Origin of the sequence: Salicibibacter halophilus (assembly GCF_006740705.1) — a bacterium.
Classification (GTDB): Bacteria; Bacillota; Bacilli; order Bacillales; family Marinococcaceae; genus Salicibibacter; species Salicibibacter halophilus.
Genome location: NZ_CP035485.1, coordinates 935,254 through 957,278 on the forward strand (window position 1 = coordinate 935,254; position 22,025 = coordinate 957,278).

Annotated in this window: 23 protein-coding genes; 3 read left to right on the forward strand and 20 right to left on the reverse strand. The window is 50.3% G+C overall.

Features of this window, described 5'->3' with window-relative positions; all coding sequences use genetic code 11:
- Positions 1-120: 120 nt before the first annotated feature.
- From rplS to EPH95_RS04590, 8 genes are all read right to left on the reverse strand, one after another.
- Positions 121-465 carry a 50S ribosomal protein L19 gene (rplS, locus tag EPH95_RS04555; RefSeq protein WP_142087730.1) on the reverse strand — a complete coding sequence of 115 codons (345 nt, stop codon included), beginning with the start codon at positions 463-465 and terminating at the stop codon, positions 121-123.
- Between the two features lie 266 nt (positions 466-731).
- Complete coding sequence (trmD, locus tag EPH95_RS04560) at positions 732-1,457, reverse strand: tRNA (guanosine(37)-N1)-methyltransferase TrmD (protein ID WP_142087732.1); 726 nt, start codon at positions 1,455-1,457, stop codon at positions 732-734.
- Positions 1,454-1,981 (reverse strand): ribosome maturation factor RimM, encoded by a 528-nt coding sequence (gene rimM / locus EPH95_RS04565; RefSeq protein ID WP_142087734.1) that lies wholly within the window; start codon positions 1,979-1,981, stop codon positions 1,454-1,456. The genes trmD and rimM overlap by 4 nt, the downstream gene beginning before the upstream one ends.
- Positions 1,962-2,387: a YlqD family protein gene (locus tag EPH95_RS04570; protein WP_142087736.1), complete on the reverse strand. Its 426-nt coding sequence runs from the start codon at positions 2,385-2,387 to the stop codon at positions 1,962-1,964. The genes rimM and EPH95_RS04570 overlap by 20 nt, the downstream gene beginning before the upstream one ends.
- Before the next feature lie 303 nt (positions 2,388-2,690).
- Positions 2,691-2,921, reverse strand: coding sequence for a KH domain-containing protein (locus tag EPH95_RS04575; RefSeq protein ID WP_142087738.1), 231 nt, complete (start codon positions 2,919-2,921; stop codon positions 2,691-2,693).
- A gap of 8 nt (positions 2,922-2,929) precedes the next feature.
- Positions 2,930-3,202, reverse strand: coding sequence for a 30S ribosomal protein S16 (gene rpsP, locus EPH95_RS04580; protein ID WP_142087740.1), 273 nt, complete (start codon positions 3,200-3,202; stop codon positions 2,930-2,932).
- Positions 3,203-3,303: 101 nt separating this feature from the next.
- Entirely contained in the window at positions 3,304-4,656 is a 1,353-nt protein-coding gene (gene ffh, locus EPH95_RS04585; RefSeq protein ID WP_142087742.1) for a signal recognition particle protein, read from the reverse strand.
- Between the two features lie 11 nt (positions 4,657-4,667).
- Positions 4,668-4,997, reverse strand: a complete 330-nt coding sequence (locus EPH95_RS04590) for a putative DNA-binding protein (RefSeq protein ID WP_142087744.1) — start codon at positions 4,995-4,997, stop codon at positions 4,668-4,670.
- A gap of 201 nt (positions 4,998-5,198) precedes the next feature.
- Here EPH95_RS04590 and EPH95_RS04595 point away from each other — a divergent pair, with 201 nt between their 5' ends.
- A complete protein-coding gene (locus EPH95_RS04595; RefSeq protein ID WP_227004117.1) occupies positions 5,199-5,801 on the forward strand; it encodes a nuclease-related domain-containing protein in 603 nt (200 codons plus the stop codon).
- Positions 5,798-6,034, forward strand: coding sequence for a hypothetical protein (locus EPH95_RS04600; RefSeq protein WP_160141614.1), 237 nt, complete (start codon positions 5,798-5,800; stop codon positions 6,032-6,034). Before EPH95_RS04595 ends, EPH95_RS04600 begins: the two co-directional genes overlap by 4 nt.
- A 449-nt stretch (positions 6,035-6,483) precedes the next feature.
- Here the strand turns inward: EPH95_RS04600 and ftsY are convergent, their stop codons facing one another.
- Together ftsY and smc are read right to left on the reverse strand one after the other, a co-directional pair.
- Positions 6,484-7,473 (reverse strand): signal recognition particle-docking protein FtsY, encoded by a 990-nt coding sequence (gene ftsY, locus EPH95_RS04605; RefSeq protein WP_142087749.1) that lies wholly within the window; start codon positions 7,471-7,473, stop codon positions 6,484-6,486.
- A complete protein-coding gene (gene smc, locus EPH95_RS04610; protein ID WP_160141615.1) occupies positions 7,470-11,126 on the reverse strand; it encodes a chromosome segregation protein SMC in 3,657 nt (1,218 codons plus the stop codon). Before smc ends, ftsY begins: the two co-directional genes overlap by 4 nt.
- Positions 11,127-11,168: 42 nt before the next feature.
- Between smc and EPH95_RS04615 the strand changes: the two genes are divergently transcribed.
- The gene (locus EPH95_RS04615; protein ID WP_142087752.1) at positions 11,169-11,405 is read left to right on the forward strand and encodes a DUF1128 family protein; all 237 of its coding nucleotides are present in this window, start codon (positions 11,169-11,171) and stop codon (positions 11,403-11,405) included.
- 267 nt (positions 11,406-11,672) lie between these two features.
- Here the strand turns inward: EPH95_RS04615 and rnc are convergent, their stop codons facing one another.
- The 10 genes from rnc to EPH95_RS04665 all read right to left on the reverse strand — a co-directional run bounded on the left by rnc (position 11,673) and on the right by EPH95_RS04665 (position 21,942).
- Positions 11,673-12,419: a ribonuclease III gene (rnc, locus tag EPH95_RS04620; RefSeq protein WP_142087754.1), complete on the reverse strand. Its 747-nt coding sequence runs from the start codon at positions 12,417-12,419 to the stop codon at positions 11,673-11,675.
- Between the two features lie 95 nt (positions 12,420-12,514).
- A complete protein-coding gene (acpP, locus tag EPH95_RS04625; protein ID WP_142087756.1) occupies positions 12,515-12,754 on the reverse strand; it encodes an acyl carrier protein in 240 nt (79 codons plus the stop codon).
- Between the two features lie 153 nt (positions 12,755-12,907).
- Complete coding sequence (fabG, locus tag EPH95_RS04630; protein WP_142087758.1) at positions 12,908-13,651, reverse strand: 3-oxoacyl-ACP reductase FabG; 744 nt, start codon at positions 13,649-13,651, stop codon at positions 12,908-12,910.
- A 14-nt stretch (positions 13,652-13,665) separates the two neighbouring features.
- A complete protein-coding gene (gene fabD / locus EPH95_RS04635) occupies positions 13,666-14,604 on the reverse strand; it encodes an ACP S-malonyltransferase (RefSeq protein ID WP_142087759.1) in 939 nt (312 codons plus the stop codon).
- 1 nt (position 14,605) lies between these two features.
- Positions 14,606-15,598, reverse strand: coding sequence for a phosphate acyltransferase PlsX (plsX, locus tag EPH95_RS04640; RefSeq protein WP_142087761.1), 993 nt, complete (start codon positions 15,596-15,598; stop codon positions 14,606-14,608).
- Between the two features lie 29 nt (positions 15,599-15,627).
- Positions 15,628-16,185: a transcription factor FapR gene (fapR, locus tag EPH95_RS04645; RefSeq protein ID WP_142087762.1), complete on the reverse strand. Its 558-nt coding sequence runs from the start codon at positions 16,183-16,185 to the stop codon at positions 15,628-15,630.
- Positions 16,186-16,904: 719 nt separating this feature from the next.
- Complete coding sequence (recG, locus tag EPH95_RS04650; RefSeq protein ID WP_142087764.1) at positions 16,905-18,950, reverse strand: ATP-dependent DNA helicase RecG; 2,046 nt, start codon at positions 18,948-18,950, stop codon at positions 16,905-16,907.
- Between the two features lie 29 nt (positions 18,951-18,979).
- Positions 18,980-19,837 (reverse strand): DegV family protein, encoded by an 858-nt coding sequence (locus EPH95_RS04655; RefSeq protein WP_142087765.1) that lies wholly within the window; start codon positions 19,835-19,837, stop codon positions 18,980-18,982.
- 35 nt (positions 19,838-19,872) lie between these two features.
- Positions 19,873-21,522 (reverse strand): DAK2 domain-containing protein, encoded by a 1,650-nt coding sequence (locus EPH95_RS04660; RefSeq protein ID WP_405127450.1) that lies wholly within the window; start codon positions 21,520-21,522, stop codon positions 19,873-19,875.
- Positions 21,523-21,579: 57 nt separating this feature from the next.
- On the reverse strand, positions 21,580-21,942 hold the full coding sequence (locus EPH95_RS04665; RefSeq protein WP_142087768.1) for an Asp23/Gls24 family envelope stress response protein: 363 nt from the start codon (positions 21,940-21,942) through the stop codon (positions 21,580-21,582).
- Positions 21,943-22,025 lie beyond the last annotated feature (83 nt).

Here is a 22,025-nt window from a genome sequence, read left to right on the forward strand (position 1 = left end):
CGTTTATTATCAGCCAAAATCGCCTTGATATCAGCGAAATTTTGCAATATATCAGCCGAAACCATCACTATATCAGCCAAATAAAAAAGAGCCTGGTGTCCAAGCTCTTCCTTACGATCATTAGCGAAGTTCTTTGACACGCGCGGCTTTTCCTTGGAGCTTGCGCAAGTAGTAAAGTCTTGCTTGGCGGACACGGCCGCGGCGTCTCACTTCGATTTTGTCAATAATTGGGGAATGGACAGGGAATGTCCGTTCAATGCCAATCCCGGCTGTAGCCTTGCGGACGGTGAACGTTTCGCTCACGGAACTTCCGCGACGTTTTAAAACAACGCCTTGAAATACCTGAACACGCTCACGGCTTCCTTCCACAACTTTTACGTGGACGGCTACGGTGTCTCCCGGTCGAAAGTTAGGGACGTTCTCTTTTAGTTGAGATTTATTTACTTCCTGAATCAAGTTGCTCATGTAAGTTTTCCTCCTTCCTTCTCGGATGCTCTTACGGGGGTTTCCTCCCGCCGAAGCGGAACATCGGATTTAAAGGCATTTGCCACAAAATAAATCATAGCATACAGTGCGCTGTTCAGCAATGTTTCACCGAAAATTTATTTGGCTGCCGGCTTTATTGGGGACGCTGGATGTTTGATTCAAACAAAATACCGGACGCGTCACTCAGGTCAACCGTCATGGCGACCGAACTCTAGAAAAGAACGCGTTTCCGGGCGCCATCGCTTCTATTCCTCAAACTCCCGCAACCATGCTCGTTCCTCTTCATCAAGCTCGCGTCCCTCCAACAAATCGGGTCGGCGCTCCCACGTGCGTCGCAAAGCTTCCTTCCTCCGCCATTGCTCGATGTGGGCGTGGTTGCCGGATAGCAACACGTCCGGGACGTCCATGCCCCGGAAATTGGCGGGGCGGGTATAGTGGGGGTGCTCCAACAGCCCGTCTGTGAATGATTCCTCTTGCGCTGAGTTATCATTGCCGAGGACGCCCGGAAGCAGGCGGATAACGCTGTCGGCTACGATCATTGCCGGGAGCTCTCCGCCTGTCAGCACGTAATCGCCGACCGAAATCTCGTCCGTCACGACGGAGCGAACGCGTTCGTCAAAGCCTTCATAGTGCCCGCAAACGAGCACCAACGTTTCTTCTTTTGCCAACTCCTCGGCTTTTTCCTGGGAGAACGGCGCGCCTTGCGGACAGAGCATCACGACGCGCGCATCCCCTGGCGCCTCACAAGTCACATCCTCAACCGCGTCCACCAAAGACTGGGCGCGCAACACCATCCCCGCGCCTCCACCATACGGATAATCGTCAACTTTGTTGTGTTTGTTGTCCGAATAGGCGCGGAAATCCGTAACCTCATATTCTGCCATGCCTTTGTCGTTTGCCTGCTTCCAGATGGAAGCATTGGTGATGCCTTGAAACATTTCCGGAAAAAGCGTGAGAAAATTGATCTTCATTCATCGACCAGCCCTTCCAACAAATGAACGGTTACGCGCCGGTTTTCCACATCAATCGCCCGGACGACTTCTTCCGTGTAAGGGAGTAAAATGTCTTTGCCATTGCCTTCGACGACCCAAACGTCGTTGGCTCCCGTCGATAAAATTTCCTTTACCTTGCCGAGAGGTTCGCCGTCTTCCGTATAAACGTCTGCCCCGATGATTTCACTGTAGTAAAATTCATCTTCAGGCAAGGCCGCGCGCATCGAGGCATGGACTTCAAGGATCGCGTTTTTTAGATGTTCCGCATCCTCCCTCGTTTCATAGCCTTGAAAGAGGAGCAAGTCGAATTGTTTATGTTTGCGATGCCCGCGCACTTCGAGCCTTTCCGTGTCTCCGTTTTGCTTCACTGCCCGCAGCTCGGACGCTGTGGCAAACCGTTCTTCCGGAAAATCGGTCGTGGCAATGACACGCACTTCTCCGTTGACCCCGTGTGTATTAACAATTTTCCCAACTTCGTGGTAATCAGTGGCGGACGCTGTCATCCTCGTCTTCTCCTTTGGAACGAATCTCGCGAACGATGTCATCCTCGATAATAATTTCATCTTCCTGCCGGTGCGTCGACCAACGGTCCCCAACCTGAACATCCGTGTACTTCTGCACTTTTTCCCCGGTAACGAGCGAACCTGTCGGCAGTGTTTTAACCTTGCTTTCCCTGAAATTCAGGCTTTCAATTCGTTGCCCGCGTTTATTTATTTCATTATTGTATTTGGCTTCGACAGCGGATTTGTTACGGCCCGTCTGTTCTTTTAACTGTTTTTGGTACTGAAAGCGCAATTGTTCGATTTCCGTGTTCAACCGCTCTTTTTCAGAAGCGATTTTTTTTAATAGCTTCTCCCGGTAATCTTCGGTTAGGACGTGGCGAACGAGTACATTTTTTTCTATTCTCACGGCTTCACCTCTTTTTTTTCCCGGTGTAAGCGCCCGCTTTTCCGGAAGTCAGACATCGGAAGCCGGAAATCGGAAGACCCTGAAAAAAAGCCTTCTCCGACCTCTGGCCTCTGAAATCTGACCTCCGTCTACGCGGGCGACTAACACCCCGATTTGTTCCGACGCACAGGATGTGCTAGTGCAGGCGTTGCCAAAGGACGTGGCGGTTTTAGCCGGCACTTCTTAAAACTCAGAGGAAAAGCCCCTCTGATGGAAGTTTCACTTTACATGATCAAAAAGGGAAGGCAAAGCCTCCCCCATTCGTTAATCAGCAATATTAAGCCGGACTTTGCCCTGATTTCTATTTGCAGCCGTTAGCACGTTCCGAATCGCGTTCGCGACTCTCCCGCTTTTGCCAATGACTTTTCCTATATCTTCCTCGTGGACGGATAAGGTGAACACGGTCATGCCATCGACCTCTTCTTCCTGAACGTCGACGTCATCCGGATGGTCCACCAGTGAACGGGCAATCGTTACAACGAGTTCTTTTAGCATAAAAAAACCTACTTGCCGTTTTTGGTTTGATGGAGTTTTTCCATCAGTCCGCGTGTCGTAAAGAGATTGCGAACCGTGTCCGATGGCTTTGCGCCTTCGAGCATCCATTTGAGCGCTTTTTCTTCATTTACCTGAAAATCACTCGGTTCCGAAAGCGGATTGTACGTGCCGATTTCTTCAATGAAACGACCGTCTCTCGGAGCACTGGATTCCGCGACAACGACACGGTAAAAAGGTTTTTTCTTCGATCCCATTCTTTTCAAACGAATTTTTGTAGCCATGATTTATTCCTCCATTTGTATGAAAATATCTTTTTAGTCACTTGCTTGCACATTAGGCAATTATAGAGAAGTTTGTTTTGCGTGTAAAGGGGTTTTCCTTTTCAGCGCATAAACGGCAATTGCATGCCGCCTTTTCCTTTCTTTTTGCCGCCGCCCATCGACGACATTTGCTTCATCATTTTTTTCATGTCTTCGAATTGCTTGAGCAATTTGTTTACGTCTTGCACCGACGTGCCGCTGCCCTTTGCAATCCGGCGTTTGCGGCTCGCGTTCATGAGCTTGGGGTCCTGTTTCTCCGCTTTCGTCATCGAGCGGACGATCGCCTCGATACGGTCGATTTGGCCTTCGTCCACCTGCATGTTTTTTAAGCCTTTCATCTTGCCGGCGCCGGGCATCATGCTGAGGATGTCTTCCATCGGCCCCATGCTTTTCACTTGTTCCAGCTGTTCCAAAAAATCCTCAAACGTGAGGTCGGCGTTGCGCATTTTCTTTTCCAATTCCTTGGCACGCTCTTCATCCACGTTCGTTTGCGCTTTCTCGATGAGGGAGAGCATGTCTCCCATGCCGAGAATCCGAGACGCCATGCGTTCGGGATGGAATGCTTCCAGCTGGTCGATTTTCTCGCCCATCCCCGCGAACTTGATCGGCTGGTCGGTGACCGCGCGGATGGAAAGGGCGGCACCGCCGCGGGTATCGCCATCCAGTTTCGTGAGGACGACGCCGGAAACGGGGAGTTGGTCGTTAAACTGTTCCGCGACATTCACGGCATCTTGCCCGGTCATGGCATCGACGACGAGAAGCACTTCATGAGGCTGGACCGCATCGCCCATTTGCTGCAACTCGTCCATCAGCGCTTCATCCACATGCAAGCGGCCGGCGGTATCGAGGAGCACATAATCATGGTTCTCCGCTTTCGCCTGCTCGACCCCTTCCCGGACGATATCGACGGGGTTGGCTTCCGTGCCTTTGGAAAAAACAGGCATATCCAATTGCTTCCCGAGCGTCTCGAGCTGATCGATGGCAGCCGGACGATAAACGTCAGCGGCGACAAGCATCGGGTTGCGGTTTTTTTCCTTGCGCAAATGGTTGGCCAATTTCGCGGCGGTCGTCGTTTTCCCGGACCCTTGAAGGCCGACCATCATGATGACCGTCGGCGCTTTATCGGCTACCGCCAGTTTGCTTTCTTCTTTTCCCATTAGCTCTGTGAGTTCTTCGTTGACAACTTTAATGACTTGCTGGCCGGGGGTTAAGCTTTTCATTACCTCTTGTCCGACGGCGCGCTCTTTAATGCGATTCACAAACTGCTTGACGACTTTGAAGTTCACATCGGCTTCGAGGAGCGCCAGGCGGACTTCCCGCGCCATCTCTTTCACGTCCGCTTCGTTGACTTTCCCTTTGCCCTTAATCTTCGACATCGTCGCCTGCAAACGCTCGGCTAAACCTTCAAAGGCCATTGTGTCCCCCCCTATTCTTCAGATCGTTCCAATTCGTCTACAATGGAAAAAAAATCCGGTGATGCTGACGCGCTTGCGTGTTGGCGAAGCTTTTGGTAAAGCTGTTGGCGCCGGCGGTACCGTTCGTCGAGCTGTAATTTCGCCTCATACGCTTCGAGCATCTCTTCACTCCGCCGGATGTTATCATAAACGGCTTGGCGGCTCACGTCAAAGTACTCGGAAATCTCCCCGAGGGAGTAATCATCATAATAGTAAAGCTGTAAATAATCGCGCTGCTTTTCGGTGAGCAGCGGATGGTAAAAATCAAAAAGCGCATTCATACGCATCGTTTTTTCCAGCACTGGATTCACCTTGTTTATTCGTCTGTTAAGTGTATCGCCTTTACAAGGATACAGGGGTGCGCGGGGGATGTCAAGGGGGGCTTCCCGGTATCAACGTTTGTTGGTATAATGAATGAAATTTAGAAAAGGACGTGTCCCATGATTCTCAAACCCCGCGAAGTCCCCACCGAGTTAAAAACGCTGCGACTGTTACGCCCCCGAATGAACCTTCCCGACGAACAGCGCTATATCTATCTAGAAAAAGGTTTTAAAGGCGAGCAACAATTGGATGCTTGGTTGGAAGACTTAACTACTGACTGTTTTGTAATCAACGACCCTTTATTGAACCAAAACCGTAATTTTTTTCAAATCGATAAGATGCTTATTTTCCAAGAAACGATTTATCTTTTGGAGTCAAAATATTCCAAAGGTGATTTTTTTATCGATGACGACAAATGGAAGACTATTTCCGGCATCGAAATCCAAGACCCCCAGCTCCAACTAAAGCGGAGCGAAACCCTCCTGCGAAAATTACTTCAACAGCATCGAATGAATTTTTCGATTGAATCCACACTTGTTTTTACCCACTCTGAATTTTATCTGTACAATGCTCCTCCTAAACTGCCTGCAGTTTTCCCAAACCAAATCCATCGCTTTCTGGAGAAATTAAACCGCCTGGATTCTAAAATGACGTACAAACAGAATAAGCTCGCTGAAAAATTACTAGCCTTGCATTTAGATAAAAATCCGCATACGCAGTTCCCCGATTATGATTATCATGAACTGAAAAAGGGGGTGGTTTGTGTAAGCTGCCGTTCTTTATGACGGATAAGGGTGTGAATTGGGTTTGTGCCAAATGCGGATATGACGAAGACAATAAAACAGCGATCATGAGAAGCATTGAGGAATACAAATTTCTATTTCCGAATCAGAAAATAACCACAAACAATATTTATGATTGGTGCGGAATGAAAAGCTCCAAAAAGAAAGTCAACAAAATTTTAACGAATCGTTTCACCCGCATGGGCCACGCGAATGCCTCCTATTATGTTGATTGAAAAAATAACACTGTGACCGTAGCCCCCCTGAGGACTCGACGCGCTCGGGTTCTCCTTTTTCAATCCGCAGACCGACCCCCTGAGGACTCCACGCGCTCGGGTTCCCCTTTTTCGGTCCGCAGACCGACCCCCTGAGGACTCGACGCGCTCGGGTTCTCCTTTTCCAGTCCGCAGATCGACCCCCTGAGGACTCCACGCGTTCGGGTTCTCACTTTCCAGTCCGCAGACCGACCCCCTGAGGACTCCACGCGCTCGATTTCTCACTTTTCGGTCCGCAGACCGACCCTCTGGAGACTCCACGCGTTCGGGTTCTCCCTTTCCAGTCCGCAGACCGACCCCCTGAGGACTCCACGCGCTCGGGTTCTCCTGTTCCGGTCCGCAGACCGTCCCTCTGAGGACTCGACGCGTTCGGGTTTCCCCTTATAGCCTGAGCGCCATCATCCATCTGCTTAGTTTTCCTCGTCATCCTCCGCCAACTCCCGGAACAATCCGTACGTAAATTGTTCGGCATCGAACGGTTGCAGGTCATCGACGCCTTCGCCGAGGCCGACAAATTTCACGGGAAGGTCGAGTTCATTGCGAATGGCGAGCACGATGCCGCCTTTCGCGGTGCCGTCCAGTTTCGTGAGTACAATTCCGGAAACTTCCGTTGCTTCTTTAAACGTTTTTGCCTGTGTCATGGCATTTTGTCCGGTTGTGGCATCGAGGACGAGCAGCACCTCGTGCGGGGCTGACGGAATTTCGCGGCCGATGACGCGTTTCACTTTTTCCAGTTCTTTCATGAGATTAACCTTGTTTTGCAGGCGCCCGGCCGTGTCGCAAAGCAGCACATCCGCGTTTTTGGAACGAGCGGAGTGGATGGCATCATACATGACGGCGGCCGGGTCCGAGCCTTCTTCTTGTTTGATGACGTTGACGCCGACATCATCGCCCCAGGCAGCCAATTGCTCGATCGCGCCGGCGCGGAACGTGTCCCCGGCGGCCAAAACGACGTTTTTCCCTTCGGATTTGAAGCGTTGGGCTACCTTGCCGATTGTCGTCGTTTTCCCGACGCCGTTCACCCCGACGAACAGAATAACGGTCATGCCATCGCCGTTCATGTTTAATGCATTATCCTCACCGCTGTAATCGAGTTTACCGGTTAATTTTTCACTGATAATCGGTAATACGTCCTTTGGAGTTTTCACATTTTGGCGCTTCACTTCCGTGCGCAGTTCTTCGGTCAGTTCCATGACGGTGTGCACCCCGACGTCCGCCGAGATCAACAGTTCTTCCAATTCCTCAAAAAAATCTTCGTCCACGGTTCGGTACCGTGCCGCCAAATCGTTCATTTTTTCCGCAAACGAATCGCGGGTTTTTTCCAATCCATCTTTAAATTTCGAGGTGACCGACTCCGTTTGGGTGGAAACCCGTTCCTTTAATTTTTTAAAAAAATTCATGGTCTGTCGCTCCTTCCGATCGTTTGCAATGCTTCTTCCGCTTCCGTTTCGGGGGCATAGTCTTCAAGTCTGACGGAAACGAGACGGGAAACGCCTGATTCCTCCATCGTCACGCCGTATAAAATATCACTGGCGACCATCGTCCCTTTCCGGTGGGTAATGACGATAAACTGCGTTTGAAGGCTGAAGGTACGCAAATAATTGGCAAAGCGTTCCACATTCGCTTCATCGAGGGAAGCCTCCACTTCATCAAGCACACAAAATGGCACCGGACGCACGTTAAGAATCGCGAACAGAAGGGCGATCGCGGTCAGGGACTTCTCCCCGCCCGAAAGGAGGGACAAGGATTGCCGTTTTTTTCCGGGTGGGCGGGCGTATATTTCAATCCCCGTTTCCAATAAATCTTGCGGGTCTTCCAACAAAAGATCCGCTTCCCCTCCTCCAAACATTGCCGAAAATGTCTCTTGGAAATACGTGCGAATCATTGTGAATGTTTCCCTGAACTTGCGCGTCATCTCCTCGTCCATTTCGCGAATGGCAGCCGTAAGCGTATCCTTTCCCTCTTGCAAATCCGCTTGTTGGTCCGATAAAAATTGATAGCGTTCGTTGACGCGCGCGTAGTCATCGATGGCGCTGATGTTCACATGCCCGAGTTCATCGATGCTTTTTTGCACCAGTTTCAATCGTTTGCGTGCGTCTTCGACCGTCTCTTCCTCAAAGGCAGGTCGTTTTTTCGCCGCTTCAAATGTGATTTCATAATCCGTTTGCAAGCGTTCGAGCAGCTGATCCAGTTCGATATCGAGGCGGTGGTGGGAAAGTTGCAGCTGGTAGCGTTTTTCTTCCTTATCCGCGGCACGCTTTTCCAAGACAGCCAGATGGTTCTCTTTCTTTTCGATCGATTGTTGCTGTTCTTCCCGCCGCGCCTTCAAGTCGGACGTTTCTTGTTCTTTTTCGGCTTTTTTCGCTTGCAATTCCTCAATTTCTTCCTCTAGATTATCCGAACCGCCCGACACTTCTTGCAGACGTTTTTCCAGCTCCTCCCTTTCATTCATCGCGGCGTGCAAATCGTTTTGTTCCGCGGCTACATCGCTCCGCAAACGTTCAACGGTCTGTTTTTGGTGGTCCAACTGTTCTTTTTTCGCGGCTGCTTGGATGCGCAATTGCGTAAATGCTTCTTGCATTTCTTGTTCGGATTGCGCTTGTTCTTCTTTTTCTTTTTCCTTCTCGTCAATAGCCGCCTGGATGCGTTCGGTTTTTTCCGCCTCGTCGCGCTCGCGCGTCTCCAGGTGTTCCAGTTGCGCATCCCATTCCTGACGTTCGGATTCCAATGCTTGTTTTTCTTTCGTGTACAAAGCAAGCTCCGCGTCCATTTTTTCTGCTTCCGCTTGCACCCGTACGTGGGTTTCTTTCGCTTCCGCCAAGCGCGTGCGCACGTCTTCCGTCTGTTGCTTGTGGGTTTCCGTCTCCTGGCGAAGGGTTTGTTCCTTTTGCTTGATGGCCGCGACATTTTTTTCCTGTTGCTCGTTTTCGGCAGCCAATTGTTTTTGTTTTTCTTGCAGTTCCTCTTGTTCCCGCTGCCGGCTCAAAATTTCCATGCCTTTGCGTTTGTCGCTGCCGCCGGTCATGGACCCCCCGGGATTTATGACTTCTCCGTCGAGGGTGACGATACGGTTTCGGTACTGGACGATTTGGGCGAGACGGTTGCCCGCTTTTAAGTCAGACGCGAGCACGACATGGCCAAGGAGGTTTTCAATGACCGCCGTAAACCGTTTATCCGCCGCCACCACTTGTGCAGCGACGCCGCAAAATCCTTCTGCGCCGCGCAATCGTTCCTGTACTGTGCCGGGGATCGTTCGCGGCTTCATGACGGAACGCGGCAAAAAAGTGGCGCGGCCTTGGCGGTTCATTTTCAAAAATTGGATCGCCCGGCGGCCGTCTTCTTCCGACTCGACGATGACGTTCTGCATCGCGGCGCCGAGCGCGGTTTCCACCGCTTTTTCAAATCGCTCGCCGGTGGAAATAAGCGCGCCCACGACCCCATGGACGCCGGTAAGCTTTTGGGCTTCCGACGCTTGCAACACCGCTTTCACCCCTTGAAAAAAACCGGCATGTTCCTGGTCCATCCGTTGCAGCAGCTGCAATCGGGAGCGGGTGTCGTCAAGCTTTCGATAGTTCGCGTACAATTGTTGTTCCGCTTTTTCTTTTTTCTTTTGCTCCGCTTCGAAACGGACCCGCGCATCTTCAAGTGCCTTTTCTTCGGCTTGAAGTTTTTGCTCGAGGGCTTCGTATGTTTTTTTTGCCGTTGCTTCTTCTTCGTGCCGGTTTGCCAAATGGTGTTCGCTCTCTTCGTTTTCGGCAAACAACCGTTTTAATCGTTCTTGGACCCTCTCTCTTTGCTCTTTGCTATGGCGGCGTTCATTTTTGCTCGCCGCGTGGGCGTTGAGTGCATCAATGTAGTCGCCTTTCAGCGTTTCCAATTCTGCTTCTACGTCTGCTTTTGTTTTGTTCTTTTTGTTTTCGAGGTTTTCCAGTTCTTTTTTATTTTTCCGTTCCGCTTCGATTTTTTCATTCAGCACCGAAGCTTCTTCTTCCAATTGCGCGCTTTTTTGTTCCCACGTTTGCTGCAGTTCTCGAATTCTGCGGTCTAACGCTTCCAAGCGCTCATTGGCGTTCGTCCCTCTTTCTTCCATGAGGTTGCGATGGCCTTCCCGTTGTTGCAATGCTTCACTTGTCTGAAGCAATTCGTTATGTGCCGCGTCCAGCTTGCGTTCCACATCGGCGAGTGTTTCTTTTTTCCGGGCAAGGTCTTCTTGCGCTTCGGTTAACGTTTGTTTTTCTGCTTCCGCGTCTTTCTCCATTGTTGCGAGGGAATGTTTATATTCATCCCAAGATGCGTGCTTCGCTTCGATGTCATGGACGAGAATGGCGATGTCCAACCGTTCTTTCTCTTCTTGATGTTGTAAATATTCCCGGGCGGTTGACGCTTGTAGTTCCAACGGCGCCAATTGTTCTTCGAGCTCATGGAGAATATCCTGCACGCGGTCTAAATTGCCCATCGTCTCTTGCAGCTTCTTTTCCGATTCTTGCTTGCGTGATTTATATTTTAAGACGCCCGCAGCGTCTTCAAACATCGTGCGCCGATCTTCCGGTTTCGAGGAGAGAATCTGATCCACTTCTCCTTGTCCGATCATGGAATAGGCGTCTTTCCCCAAGCCGGAATCAACGAGCAGATCGACAATATCTTTTCGTCTGCAAGCGTTGCGGTTTAAAAAATATTCGCTTTCCCCTGTGCGGTACAAGCGGCGTGTCAAGCTGATCTCGCTGTATTCACTCATCATGTATTCATCTTCGTTATCCAAAATCAAGGATACTTCGGCGATATTTACTTTTTTCCGGGATTCGCTTCCGGCAAAAATGACATCTTCCATCTTCGCCCCGCGAAGTTGTTTTGCGGATTGTTCGCCGAGCACCCAGCGAATGCCGTCGGCGACATTGCTTTTCCCGCTCCCATTTGGCCCGACAATGGACGTGATGCCTTCATTAAAATCAATGGTCAAAGGAGCGGCAAAGGATTTGAAGCCGGTCACTTCCAGTCGTTTTAAAAACAAAGACGCTCCCTCGCAATCTTTTTGCAATGAAACCTTTTCAAACAAGCTCATCCCTTCTACAATAGACAATAGAAAAGGAGGCCCGTCATGAACCTTGACGAAGCAAAAGAAGAAAATCTTCACTACATTTTCGAGAAACTGCAAGAACACTTGCAAGTGGTAAACACCGCGATACTCGACCCGGCTAGTTATGATCTCCAGCATTACGATGATATTAAAGAGATCTATGATTACGTTGAGGGCAACCATTCAAGTCTTAGTGTGAAAGAAATGGACGCCCTTATTTCAGAGCTGGGAAGAATTAAAGTCGAAAGCAAAAAGTAAGCCATCCGCTGCGTGATGATCGGCATGGCCTTCGAAATGATTTGTCCTCACCCCTAGCGGGTGGGGACAAATTTGTACGCCCTGGAAGCCGGAGCGTATGCAACGCTCCCATCGTTCGGTCCCTTCCATGGCTCATCACATGCAAAACTGTCCGATGTACCTTCTTGTTCGGACAGTTTCATTGTTTTCTCGGACAGAATTGTCCGTGTTTGTACACAGTAGGTTAGCCCCTGTACGGACAATTCCGCTGTTTTTCATGCCAATGTGTTATTCATTTCCGGCACTTAAGAGCATCAGTGTTTTTTGGGCGGCGTGTTGCTCTGCCGATTTTTTTGTTTTCCCGACTCCTTCGCCTTGATGATCGCCATTGATGGAGACGCGGGCAACGAATTCCCTGCTGTGCGCAGGTCCTTGTTCATCAACGATCTCGTAAGCGACCGTTCCCGTTGAGGCTCGTTGGACAAATTCTTGTAGCTGGCTTTTGAAGTCCATTACATCCGTGTAGCTGCCGGTTTCGATTTTTTCATAAACGGTTTTTTCCAGGAAGTGGTGAACGGCGTCCATGCCTTGGTCCAGGTAAAGGGCACCGACAAACGCTTCGAAGACATCCGCGAGCATCGCCGAACGTTCCCGGCCGCCCGTCAAATCTTCCCCTTTGCCGAGAAACACGAGGCTTCCAAAATGATAGCTTCGCGCGAGTTCTGCAAGCGATGGTTCACAAACGACGGCGGCACGCAGTTTCGTCATCTCCCCTTCCTGCATCGTATGGAAACGGCGATACAAGTATTGGGAAACGCATAGTTCAAGCACGGCATCTCCTAAAAATTCCAACCGTTCGTTATCGCTATCGGCCCTGTGCTTCTTTTCATTCACATAAGATGAATGGGTAAAAGCCTGATACAACAATTGATCATCATTAAAATGCAATTCTAATTTCGATAATAAATTCCGGAATTTCTGCACATGGTTTTCGCTCGCGTGTATTTTGTTCTTTTTTTTTGGAGAGGATTTCATTTTTCTTCTCTTACAGCTCCTTTTTTCTTAGAAAAAACCGGGAAGGCAGCTTGCGAGCGTCGGAACCCCACATCTGACTTCCCGCCTCTCTTTCATCACTGCTGTCCTTCTATGTAATTCACGACATCAGCGACGGTTGAGATTTTTTCCGCTTCTTCATCAGAGATTTCCATATCAAATTCATCTTCGAGTTCCATGACGAGCTCAACGACGTCCAGGGAATCGGCACCAAGATCATCTTTAAACGTTGCTTCCTTGATTACTTCCGATTCCTCGACTCCGAGACGATCAACGACAATCTTCTTTACACGTTCTAGCGTTTCTTCTTCTGCCATTTTTTTCTCCTCCTTTAATTCCTTATCTGATCTGTTTCTTTGTTATTATAGGATATTTGCCCACAAAAAACCAGCCTAACTTTTGGAGGTGAGAAGTGGGAAGTGGGAGGTTGGAAGAAAGATCTCTCACATCTAACCTCTCACCTCTCACCTCTAAGACATATACATGCCGCCGTCGACATGAAGGGTCTGTCCCGTCATATAGCGGCTTTTTTCGCCGGCGAGAAAACTGACCATTTCAGCCACGTCTTCAGGTCGCCCGAGTTCTCCGAGCGGAATTTGTGCCAGCAGCCCTTCCCGTTGTTCACCTTCCAGCTCGTCTGTCATTTCTGTTTCAATAAAACCCGGCGCGACGGCATTCACGCGGATGTGACGGGAGGACAACTCCCTTGCCAACGTTTTCGTCAATCCAACGACCCCTGCTTTTGCCGCGGTGTAATTGGCCTGACCGGCATTGCCGAGAGAACCGGTAACAGAACCGATGTTAATGATCGATCCCGCCCGTTGTTTCATCATCGGGCGCACCGCGGCTTTTGAACAAAGAAAGACCCCTTTTAAATTCGTGTCGAGGACTTGGTCCCAGTCGTCTTCTTTCATGCGCATGATTAAATTGTCCTTGGTGATGCCGGCGTTGTTCACGAGCACATCAATCGCGCCGAACCGGTCCGTGACCGTTTTAAAAAGGGCTTTGACATCTTCTTCATCCGCGATATTTGCCTGCACGGGAAAAGCGTCCACGCCATAAGAAGCACACTCTTTCGCTGTCTCCGCCGCTTTTGCTTCACTCCCCGCGTAATTAACGGCAACGTCTGCTCCGTGTTGCGCGAGGTTGAGCGCGATAGCTCGTCCGATCCCGCGGGAGGCCCCGGTGACGAGTGCTTTTTTTCCTTGTAGCATCTTTCGACCCTCCTTTACGCTTTTGCTTCCAATACTGCGTCGAGATCTGCTTGGCTTTCGACGGAAAATACTTGTATGCCGCGGCGTTGTATTTTTTTCACCAAGCCGGCCAACACTTGCCCGCCACCGATTTCGATAAACGTATCCACGCCATCATCAAGCAGAAAACGGATGCTGTCTTCCCACAGCACGGGAGCAGTCACCTGAGTGACGAGCGCTTCTTTCAATGTTTCCGCATCGGTTGCTGCACTTGCGTGGGCGTTCGTCACAACCGGAACCTCGCTGTCGCGAAAGCCGATCGGCGCCAATACTTCCTGCAACTGCTCGCGGGCAGGTTTCATAAGCGGCGAGTGAAAGGGGCCGCTCACGTTTAAAGGTACCACGCGGCGTGCACCCTGTTCCTTTGCGCGCTCCCCGGCTACTTTGATGCCATTCGACGAACCGGACATGACGATTTGGTTCGGGGCGTTCAAATTGGCGAGTTGCACGGGAGAGCCTTGCTCATTGACTTCGGAAACGACGGCTTCCAACGCTTCCCTTTCCATTCCCATGACTGCCGCCATGCCGCCTTCACCGGCAGGCACCGCAGCCTCCATTAATTCCCCTCTTTTTCGAACAGCCAAGACTGCATCCTCGAATTCGACAACGTTAGCGGCGACAAGGGCGCTGTATTCTCCGAGACTGTGTCCGGCAACGTAATCCGGCTGCAAACCGCTCTCTGAAAAAAGTTGCAGTGCCGCGGTGCTCGCCGTTAGTAACGCAGGTTGCGCATTAACGGTCTTTTTTAGTTCTTCTTCCGGGCCATTTTCCATCAATTCGGTAAGGCGAAACCCAAGGGCTTCATCCGCTTTGGTCATGACCTTTCGTGCCGCATTGTTTTCCGCGGCCGCGGTTGTGCCCATTCCGATCGCTTGTGAGCCTTGCCCCGGAAACAAAAAGGCCGTTTTCCCCATTTTATTCCCTCCTCTGCTTTTGCAAATCAGCGGCGATGACATTTGCTACGTCTTCGGAAACCATCTGCCTGGCTTGACGTATGGCGTGAAAAAAGGCGGTGTGATCGGACGATCCATGGGCCTTTACAACGGGAGCTTTCAACCCAAACAAACCGGCACCCCCGTAATGGGAATAGCTTAGTTTTTGCTTGATCCCCTTAAACGATGGCCTCAAAGCCGCGGCTGCCATTTTGTTTTTCATTGTCGAACTAAGCTCCGTTTTTAAAATGGAAAACAACGTTTCCGCCGTACCTTCGATGGACTTCAGTAAAATATTTCCGGAAAAACCGTCGCAAACGACGACATCGCAAACGCCATTCAATACATCCCTCGCCTCGACATTTCCAATGAATGTAAAATCGGCGCCTTGCATTTGTTCAAAGGCTTGTTTTGATAATTCATTGCCCTTTCCTTCTTCGCTACCGATGTTCAGTAATCCTACCTTCGGTTGTTTGCGATTTTTGACACGGCGCATGTAGACGTCTCCCATAATTCCGTATTGGAATAGATGGGCAGCGCGCGCATCAATGTTGGCGCCCACATCCAAGAGAAGAAATCCTTCGCCGTCAACGGTCGGGAGCATCGGTGCCAGCGCCGGGCGTTCCAATCCTTCAATACGCCCGACTTGCAATAAGCCGGCAGACATCAATGCACCCGTATTTCCCGCGGATATGCTCGCGTCCGCCCGATTTTCGCGCACTTCCTTGACGGCCAGCACCATCGAGGAATCTTTTTTGCGGCGGACGGCCTGCGTCGGGGTTTCATCATTTTCAATGACACTCGTTGTGTGCATGACGGTAATGCGTTCATGGCTTGCCAGATGAGGGTTAATCTTTTCCTCGTCACCGACGAGCGTCACTTCAAGATCTTCAAATGCCCGGACGGCTGCTAACGTTCCGGCCACTTGCGCCTTCGGGGCGTGGTCGCCTCCCATCGCGTCTATGGCTATTTTCATCGTTGAACGTACTCCTTTGCCTTACAATTTCACGCTTCTTTCCCTCTCGACATCACGAACTCCCCTTTGAAAACGAGGCTTTGGTTCACATAGCTGTCCACGGTAATGACCGGGTATTCCTCGCTGCGCTTTTTTACTTGTGCCTTCGCCACGACCCGTTCGCCGGCATAGAATTGGTGCATGAAGCGAATGTTCGCCCTTCCGGTCACCGCAAAAGCGTCGTCAATGATGGCAACCGCGAGCGAGTTCGCCTGCGCAAAAAGATGGTGCCCCCTCGCTATGCCATTACGCGTAAACACATCGTCGTCAGTAATATCGAGGATGGAGATCGCTTGTTCATCCAGTTGCAAGTCAACGATTTCTCCAATCACTTCTTCGTTTTGCAGGGCTTGAACATCATCATGATTCGTCTCGGCCAACTGCTTGATGCGCGTTCGAACTTCCGGGATTCTTAACTCGGAACGATCAAGGCGAATGGTTTGCACACTTACATCAAAACGTTCGGCCAAGGCTTCATCCGTAATAAAAGGATTGGCCTCAATCGTGTCTTCCAATTCCTGTTTCCGTTCAGCTTTCGTTCTTTTCATCTTTATTGTGCCAAGGAGACTCCTTCCAAAATGAGGCGGGGAAGGATGGCCGCCGGCCGGCGGCCTCCTTTTTGCCTCCCCTCGAGTTTATATCGTGCTTTTCTGTTCGGTTAGGTGTGGCAGGTACGTCGGGTTACGCCTGCCACCCGAGTTGAGGCGCCAAAAAATGGGGGTATGCTTCATATTAGTCGCCGCACGAATGTCCTTGAGACTATTTATCGGGGATTTACCCAAAATTAGTCCTCACACGATCGTTCTGGAGACTACTTATCGGGTTCCCACCTAAGATTAGTCCTCACATGGACGCTCTGGAGACTAGTTATCGGGTTTCCACCTAAGATTAGTCCTCACACGATCGCTCTGGAGACTACTTATCGGGTTTCCACCTAAGATTAGTCCTCTGTGATATCAGAAAAACGTATTGGTCAATTAATGTTAGCTTTTGCTAGGACTTGGTCCTAATTTTGAATCAAACAGACATGAAAATCAAGTCTCCGCTGCTAAAAAATGGGGGTGTCGCAGCCTGGGAGATGGACAGGCCCTGTTTTCATGGCTACCGGGGCGGCTGTTCGAGCATCTCGCTCGGGTTTCATGAACGCTCCATGATTACCGTTTCGCGGTGCGAGCGCATCACGCGGGCTTCATGAGCGCTTCATGGCGACCGGATCCGCTATCAACCAACTAGTTCAGGCACCATGGCCGCGCCTGCTTCTCCCCATTCAATCCAATTTCTTTCCCGAAATTGCGCCGGTTTTCTGCACATCGTCCCGTAACGTTTGATAATCCGGGTGCTGCCAAAATTCTTCCGAGTCGAGGAGTGCACTCGCGTCTTGACGCGCGGTGTCCAACGCCCGGTAGTCATGGACGGGATCGGCGAGACGGAATTCGGGCATGCCGCTTTGCTTCTGTCCGAGCAGATCTCCCGGTCCGCGCAACCGCAAGTCTTTTTCCGCCAAAACAAACCCATCGGTCGTCTCGGTCATGATGCGCATGCGTTCTTTTCCGGTTTCCGACGCGGGATCACTCAGCAAAATGCAATAAGACTGTGCATCGCCGCGCCCAACACGTCCGCGAAGCTGGTGCAGTTGCGAGAGCCCAAAGCGGTCCGCGTCATAAATGATCATGATCGTGGCGTTCGCCACATTGACACCTACCTCCACCACGGTCGTCGCGACGAGGACATCGATATCGCCGCCTGTAAATCCATCCATCGCGGCTTCTTTTTCTTCCTCTCGCAAACGGCCGTGCAAAAGACCGATCCGATTGTCGGGCATTAATGTTTCCAATTGCGCATGAATATCGATCGCGTTTTGCACATCCAATTGCTCGGATTCTTCAATCAGCGGGCAGATCACATATGCTTGTTTCCCCGCGGACGTTTCTTTGTGGACAAAAGCGATAATTCGTTCAAGCATGTCCGGTTTTGCCCAGTAGGTTTTCACGGGTTTTCGCCCGCTCGGTTGTTCATCAATGCGAGACACATCCATCTCTCCGTAAGCTGTAATCGCCAGTGTTCGGGGAATCGGGGTCGCCGTCATGAACAAAGCATCCGGGTTTCCTTTTTCCCGAAGCGCTCGCCGTTGTTCCACACCGAAACGGTGCTGTTCATCGGTGATGACCAAGCCAAGATCATGAAAAGGGACCGCGGCCTGAATTAACGCGTGCGTGCCAACGATCATGGAAATCTCACCGCTCTCCAGGCCGGCATGGATTTCCTTGCGGCGAGCGGTTTTCGTTGAACCGGTCAAAAGCGCGACTTCCAAGCCATAAGGATGAAAAAATTCGGCAAGGCTTTCCGCATGTTGCGAAGCGAGGATTTCGGTCGGCACCATTAACGCGGCTTGCTTCCCGGCACCCACCACCGCATACATGGCGCACGCGGCGACGACTGTCTTACCCGAACCGACATCCCCTTGCAGGAGCCGATTCATTTTATGGCCGTCCTGAATATCCGCCAGTATTTCACGAAGCGAGCGTGCCTGTGCGTCCGTTAAGGCAAACGGCAATGCTTGCACGAATCGTCGAGTGGACGCTTCATCGATCTTCGTCGGCTCTGCGCGTTCGTTTTTTCTGCGCGTGCGTTTATACGCCTGGATGTTTAATTGAAAACAGAGGAATTCTTCGTAAACAACACGGCGTCTCGCGTTTTTAAGCGTTTGGGCGTTTTCCGGTTGATGAAGCGTAGCCAGCGCCTCGGCAATCGTCGGCAATTTGTATTTTTTTTGTAAAAAAACAGGGAGTGCTTCTTCGGGGAATACGTCTTGACGGATGACTTGTTTGATCCAGTTTTCCAATTGACGGACCGTAAGTTTGCCGGTGATGGTGTACACGGGAGCGTAGGCGCGCGTTTCATCGACGTCCCCGAACTCAATTCGTTGGGCGGTGAGCTGGGCACGGTAGCGGTCCCATTTTCCGGTTACATTCACCTTCGTCTCCGGCTGAAGTTTATTTTTTAAAAACGCACGATTAAAAGCCACCACTTGGATGAGATGCTCATCGGCAAATAAACGAAAAGAAAGACGGTTTTTTTTGGCGCCGTAGTATTTGACAGTGGGCGGACCCTGAACGGTGCCGGCGAGCGTTGCCTGCGCATCGTGTTCCAGTTCTTCCACCGGGCGAATGGCCACATTTTCATATCGATGGGGCAAATGCCAGAGCAAATCCTCCCATGTAAAAATACCGAGTCGGTCCAAATCTTTCATCGTCTCCGGACCGACGCCTTTTAGCTCCTCAATGCTCGTTTGCGGTTTTTTTGAGCTTGTCATGATTTTTTCACGGTCCTCCGTTGCCGTTTTTACACGTTTTCTTGTGCCGGAGTTATCGTCACCGCGATCGTTCCAGGTCCAACGTGGGCTCCGATGACGGCGCCAATTTCCGCTGTCACCTCAGAGGCAACATTCAGCTTTTCCCTTATATCTGCCGCCATCGTTTCAGACGAATCAGCAGCAATCGCGTGGAACATTCCCAACTGGATGGGTTGATCGCCATAGATGTTTTCCAGTTCTGCAACGATCCTCGCCATGGCTTTTTTTCGACCCCGCACTTTTTCGTATGGATAAACTTCCCCTTCCTCGCTCAAAGAAAGAATCGGTTTCATCTTCAACAGGGAACCGAGCAGCGCCGAAGCTTTTCCGATCCGGCCGTTTTTTTCCAAATATTCCAGGGTATCCACCATGAAGAAAACCGTCGTATGTTGCAACAAGTGCTCCAGCCGGTTTCGGCATTCATCCCTGTCGGCGCCATTTTTTGCAAGGCGTGCAATATCTGTAACGATGATGCCGAACGCGTAGCTCGCCCGCTTCGAGTCAACGACTTCAACTTCTGTGTCCACTTCTTCCGCCCCGAGTGTTGCCGCTTGATAGGTCCCGCTCAATTGAGACGATAAGTGTATGGAAAAAATAACGGTATCTTCTTCCTCCAAGTCGCGGTAGACGGTCTCAAAATCATAAGGCGAAGGCTGGGAGGTTGTGGGCATGGTTTCACTTTTTTGCAGTTTCTCATAAAAACCCGACGGGCTTAACGTTTCCCTGTCCGTGTACGTTTCATCTTCCCCAAAATTAACATTCAGCGGAACGACCGTAATGTCCAGTTCTTCCAATAACTCCTTTGGAATATCCGCGGTGCTGTCTGTCACCACTTTCACACGTGCCATACGCATCCCCCTTAAAATGTTGTGGTTTCTCCCCTCTACTCAGCCGACAGAATGTAGTGATAGATCGGCTGTTTTCCATCATGAATTTCCGTTTCCACGTCTTCGTAATGCGCTTCCACGTGGGAAGCAAGCGCCTCCGTGCATGCCTCCTCCGCATCTTCACCGGCGATAATCGTAAGCATTTCGATCTCATCATCGATCAAAGCGTCAGCCATCTTTTTTAACGTTTCCTCCAACGTTTCGCCGGCACTGACGATTTTTCCTTCCACAATGCCCATGAAATCGTTTTCCTTAATTTCGATGCCCTCAATGGTGGTGTCGCGAATCGATGTTGTGACTTGGGCGCTTTTTACCGTTGAAATGCCTTCTTTCATCGCTTCTTCATTTGCCGCAACGTCTTCTTCTTCATTAAATGCAAACATGGCGCCCAGCCCTTGCGGAACAGATTTTGTCGGAATGACGCGCACATCCAAATCTTCAAATACATCCGCCGCCTGTTCGGCCGTCATGACGATATTGCCGTTGTTCGGGATAAGAAAAACATGCTCGGCATTTGTTTTGTTAATGGCATCGATGATTTGTTCTGTACTCGGGTTCATCGTTTGCCCGCCTTCCACAACCTCATCGACGCCCAGGCTTTCAAATAATTCTTGAACACCGGAGCCCATTGTAACGGCGATCACCGCGTATGTTGATTTCTTTTCCGCCTGTCCTCCGGTTTCCGTAGCTTCTTTATGCATGTCGGAAGATAACTCCGCCTGTTGTTCCCGCATATTATCGATTTTAACGTTGATCAGTTCGCCATATTTCTGTGCTTCATCCATGACCGCGCCCGGGTATTCCACGTGAATATGTATCTTGACCAAATCTTCATCGCTTACGACGAGCAATGAATCCCCGTGTTCGCTCAAAGTTGTGCGAAATTCGTCTTCGTCGAACGGATTTTCCTTCGTTTTCTCATCATCAAAGCGGATCATGACTTCCGTGCAATAGCCAAACTCAATGTCTTCCGGCGCTATATCTCCCTGGATATGATGATGCTCGGCTTCCACGAGATTCTCCATGGAAGATTGCTCTTTAGCATCTTTTACATGATCAGCAGTAGATTCGCCTCTCAAGCCAGCCAGCATCCCTTCACAAATATGCAACAGACCCTGGCCTCCCGAATCTACGACCCCTACTTCTTTTAAAACGGGCAATAAATCAGGCGTCCGTTCCAAAGAACGTCTAAGTTCGTCAAGGGCTTTTTCAAGCACGGCGTCGGCATCATTATGCTTGCGTGCTTCTTTACGCGCTGCTTTTGCCGCGTCTTTGGCCACCGAAAGGATGGTTCCTTCCACCGGTTTCATAACGGCACGATAAGCGGTGTCCACCCCATTCTCCAAAGCAGACGCCAACGCATGGCCATCAATTTCGTCTTTTTTTTCAATGCCTTTTGCAAATCCACGGAACAATTGGGAAAGGATGACACCCGAGTTTCCCCGCGCGCCCATCAACAAGCCTTTGGAAAATCGCTTGGCCACCGCTGACGTGCGCATATCCTCCCCTTGTTTCATTTCTTTAACGCCGGAGTTGATCGTTAAACTCATGTTGGTTCCCGTGTCCCCATCCGGCACCGGAAAAACGTTTAAAGCATCGACACGCTCCGAATGTTGGTCAAGGACGTGCGCTCCTTCCGCAAACATATCGATCAGGGTTTTTCCGTCAATTTTCGTTGACACTGTTCATCCACCTCATTTCCACTACGGGTTGCTTACTCGCACACCCTGCACAAAAATATTTACCGATTCGACCGTTAATCCGAGCATTTGTTCAAGCTGATACTTCACTTTCGTTTGCACATTATAAGCGACTTCCGATATTTTCGTCCCATAGCTGACGATAATGTACATATCGATGTGAAGGTCGTCCTCAAATTCGCGGATGACGACGCCGCGTGAAAAATTATCCCTTTTTAACAACTCGGATAATCCGTCCTTGATTTGTTTCTGAGAAGCCATTCCTACAATTCCATAAACGTCTGTGGCGGCACCACCGGCGACAGTGGCAACCACTTCTTTTGATATATCGATGGATCCCAATTGAGAGTTCATTTCAAGGGCCATAACCATCCTCCTTAAATAGGGTTTTCCTGAACGATCAGCTATGATCATCTTACTATAATAATGCTCTTTTAAACAAGAGAACG

What these genes read in the sequence shown, in the direction of transcription:
- ftsY (WP_142087749.1), bottom strand. Translation starts at nt 7,473, where the DNA reads ATGAATTTTTTTAAAAAATTAAAGGAACGGGTTTCCACCCAAACGGAG.
- acpP (WP_142087756.1), bottom strand. Translation starts at nt 12,754, where the DNA reads ATGGCAGAAGAAGAAACGCTAGAACGTGTAAAGAAGATTGTCGTTGAT.
- rimM (WP_142087734.1), bottom strand. Translation starts at nt 1,981, where the DNA reads ATGACAGCGTCCGCCACTGATTACCACGAAGTTGGGAAAATTGTTAAT.
- trmD (WP_142087732.1), bottom strand. Translation starts at nt 1,457, where the DNA reads ATGAAGATCAATTTTCTCACGCTTTTTCCGGAAATGTTTCAAGGCATC.
- EPH95_RS04655 (WP_142087765.1), bottom strand. Translation starts at nt 19,837, where the DNA reads ATGGCACGTGTGAAAGTGGTGACAGACAGCACCGCGGATATTCCAAAG.
- fapR (WP_142087762.1), bottom strand. Translation starts at nt 16,185, where the DNA reads ATGAAAAGAACGAAAGCTGAACGGAAACAGGAATTGGAAGACACGATT.
- fabD (WP_142087759.1), bottom strand. Translation starts at nt 14,604, where the DNA reads ATGGGGAAAACGGCCTTTTTGTTTCCGGGGCAAGGCTCACAAGCGATC.
- rpsP (WP_142087740.1), bottom strand. Translation starts at nt 3,202, where the DNA reads ATGGCTACAAAAATTCGTTTGAAAAGAATGGGATCGAAGAAAAAACCT.
- rnc (WP_142087754.1), bottom strand. Translation starts at nt 12,419, where the DNA reads ATGAAATCCTCTCCAAAAAAAAAGAACAAAATACACGCGAGCGAAAAC.
- EPH95_RS04660 (WP_405127450.1), bottom strand. Translation starts at nt 21,522, where the DNA reads ATGTTTGCGGAAGGAGCGCACGTCCTTGACCAACATTCGGAGCGTGTC.
- EPH95_RS04595 (WP_227004117.1), top strand. Translation starts at nt 5,199, where the DNA reads ATGAACCTTCCCGACGAACAGCGCTATATCTATCTAGAAAAAGGTTTT.
- EPH95_RS04615 (WP_142087752.1), top strand. Translation starts at nt 11,169, where the DNA reads ATGAACCTTGACGAAGCAAAAGAAGAAAATCTTCACTACATTTTCGAG.
- EPH95_RS04575 (WP_142087738.1), bottom strand. Translation starts at nt 2,921, where the DNA reads ATGCTAAAAGAACTCGTTGTAACGATTGCCCGTTCACTGGTGGACCAT.
- EPH95_RS04600 (WP_160141614.1), top strand. Translation starts at nt 5,798, where the DNA reads ATGACGGATAAGGGTGTGAATTGGGTTTGTGCCAAATGCGGATATGAC.
- recG (WP_142087764.1), bottom strand. Translation starts at nt 18,950, where the DNA reads ATGACAAGCTCAAAAAAACCGCAAACGAGCATTGAGGAGCTAAAAGGC.
- ffh (WP_142087742.1), bottom strand. Translation starts at nt 4,656, where the DNA reads ATGGCCTTTGAAGGTTTAGCCGAGCGTTTGCAGGCGACGATGTCGAAG.
- rplS (WP_142087730.1), bottom strand. Translation starts at nt 465, where the DNA reads ATGAGCAACTTGATTCAGGAAGTAAATAAATCTCAACTAAAAGAGAAC.
- plsX (WP_142087761.1), bottom strand. Translation starts at nt 15,598, where the DNA reads ATGAAAATAGCCATAGACGCGATGGGAGGCGACCACGCCCCGAAGGCG.
- EPH95_RS04665 (WP_142087768.1), bottom strand. Translation starts at nt 21,942, where the DNA reads ATGGCCCTTGAAATGAACTCTCAATTGGGATCCATCGATATATCAAAA.
- fabG (WP_142087758.1), bottom strand. Translation starts at nt 13,651, where the DNA reads ATGCTACAAGGAAAAAAAGCACTCGTCACCGGGGCCTCCCGCGGGATC.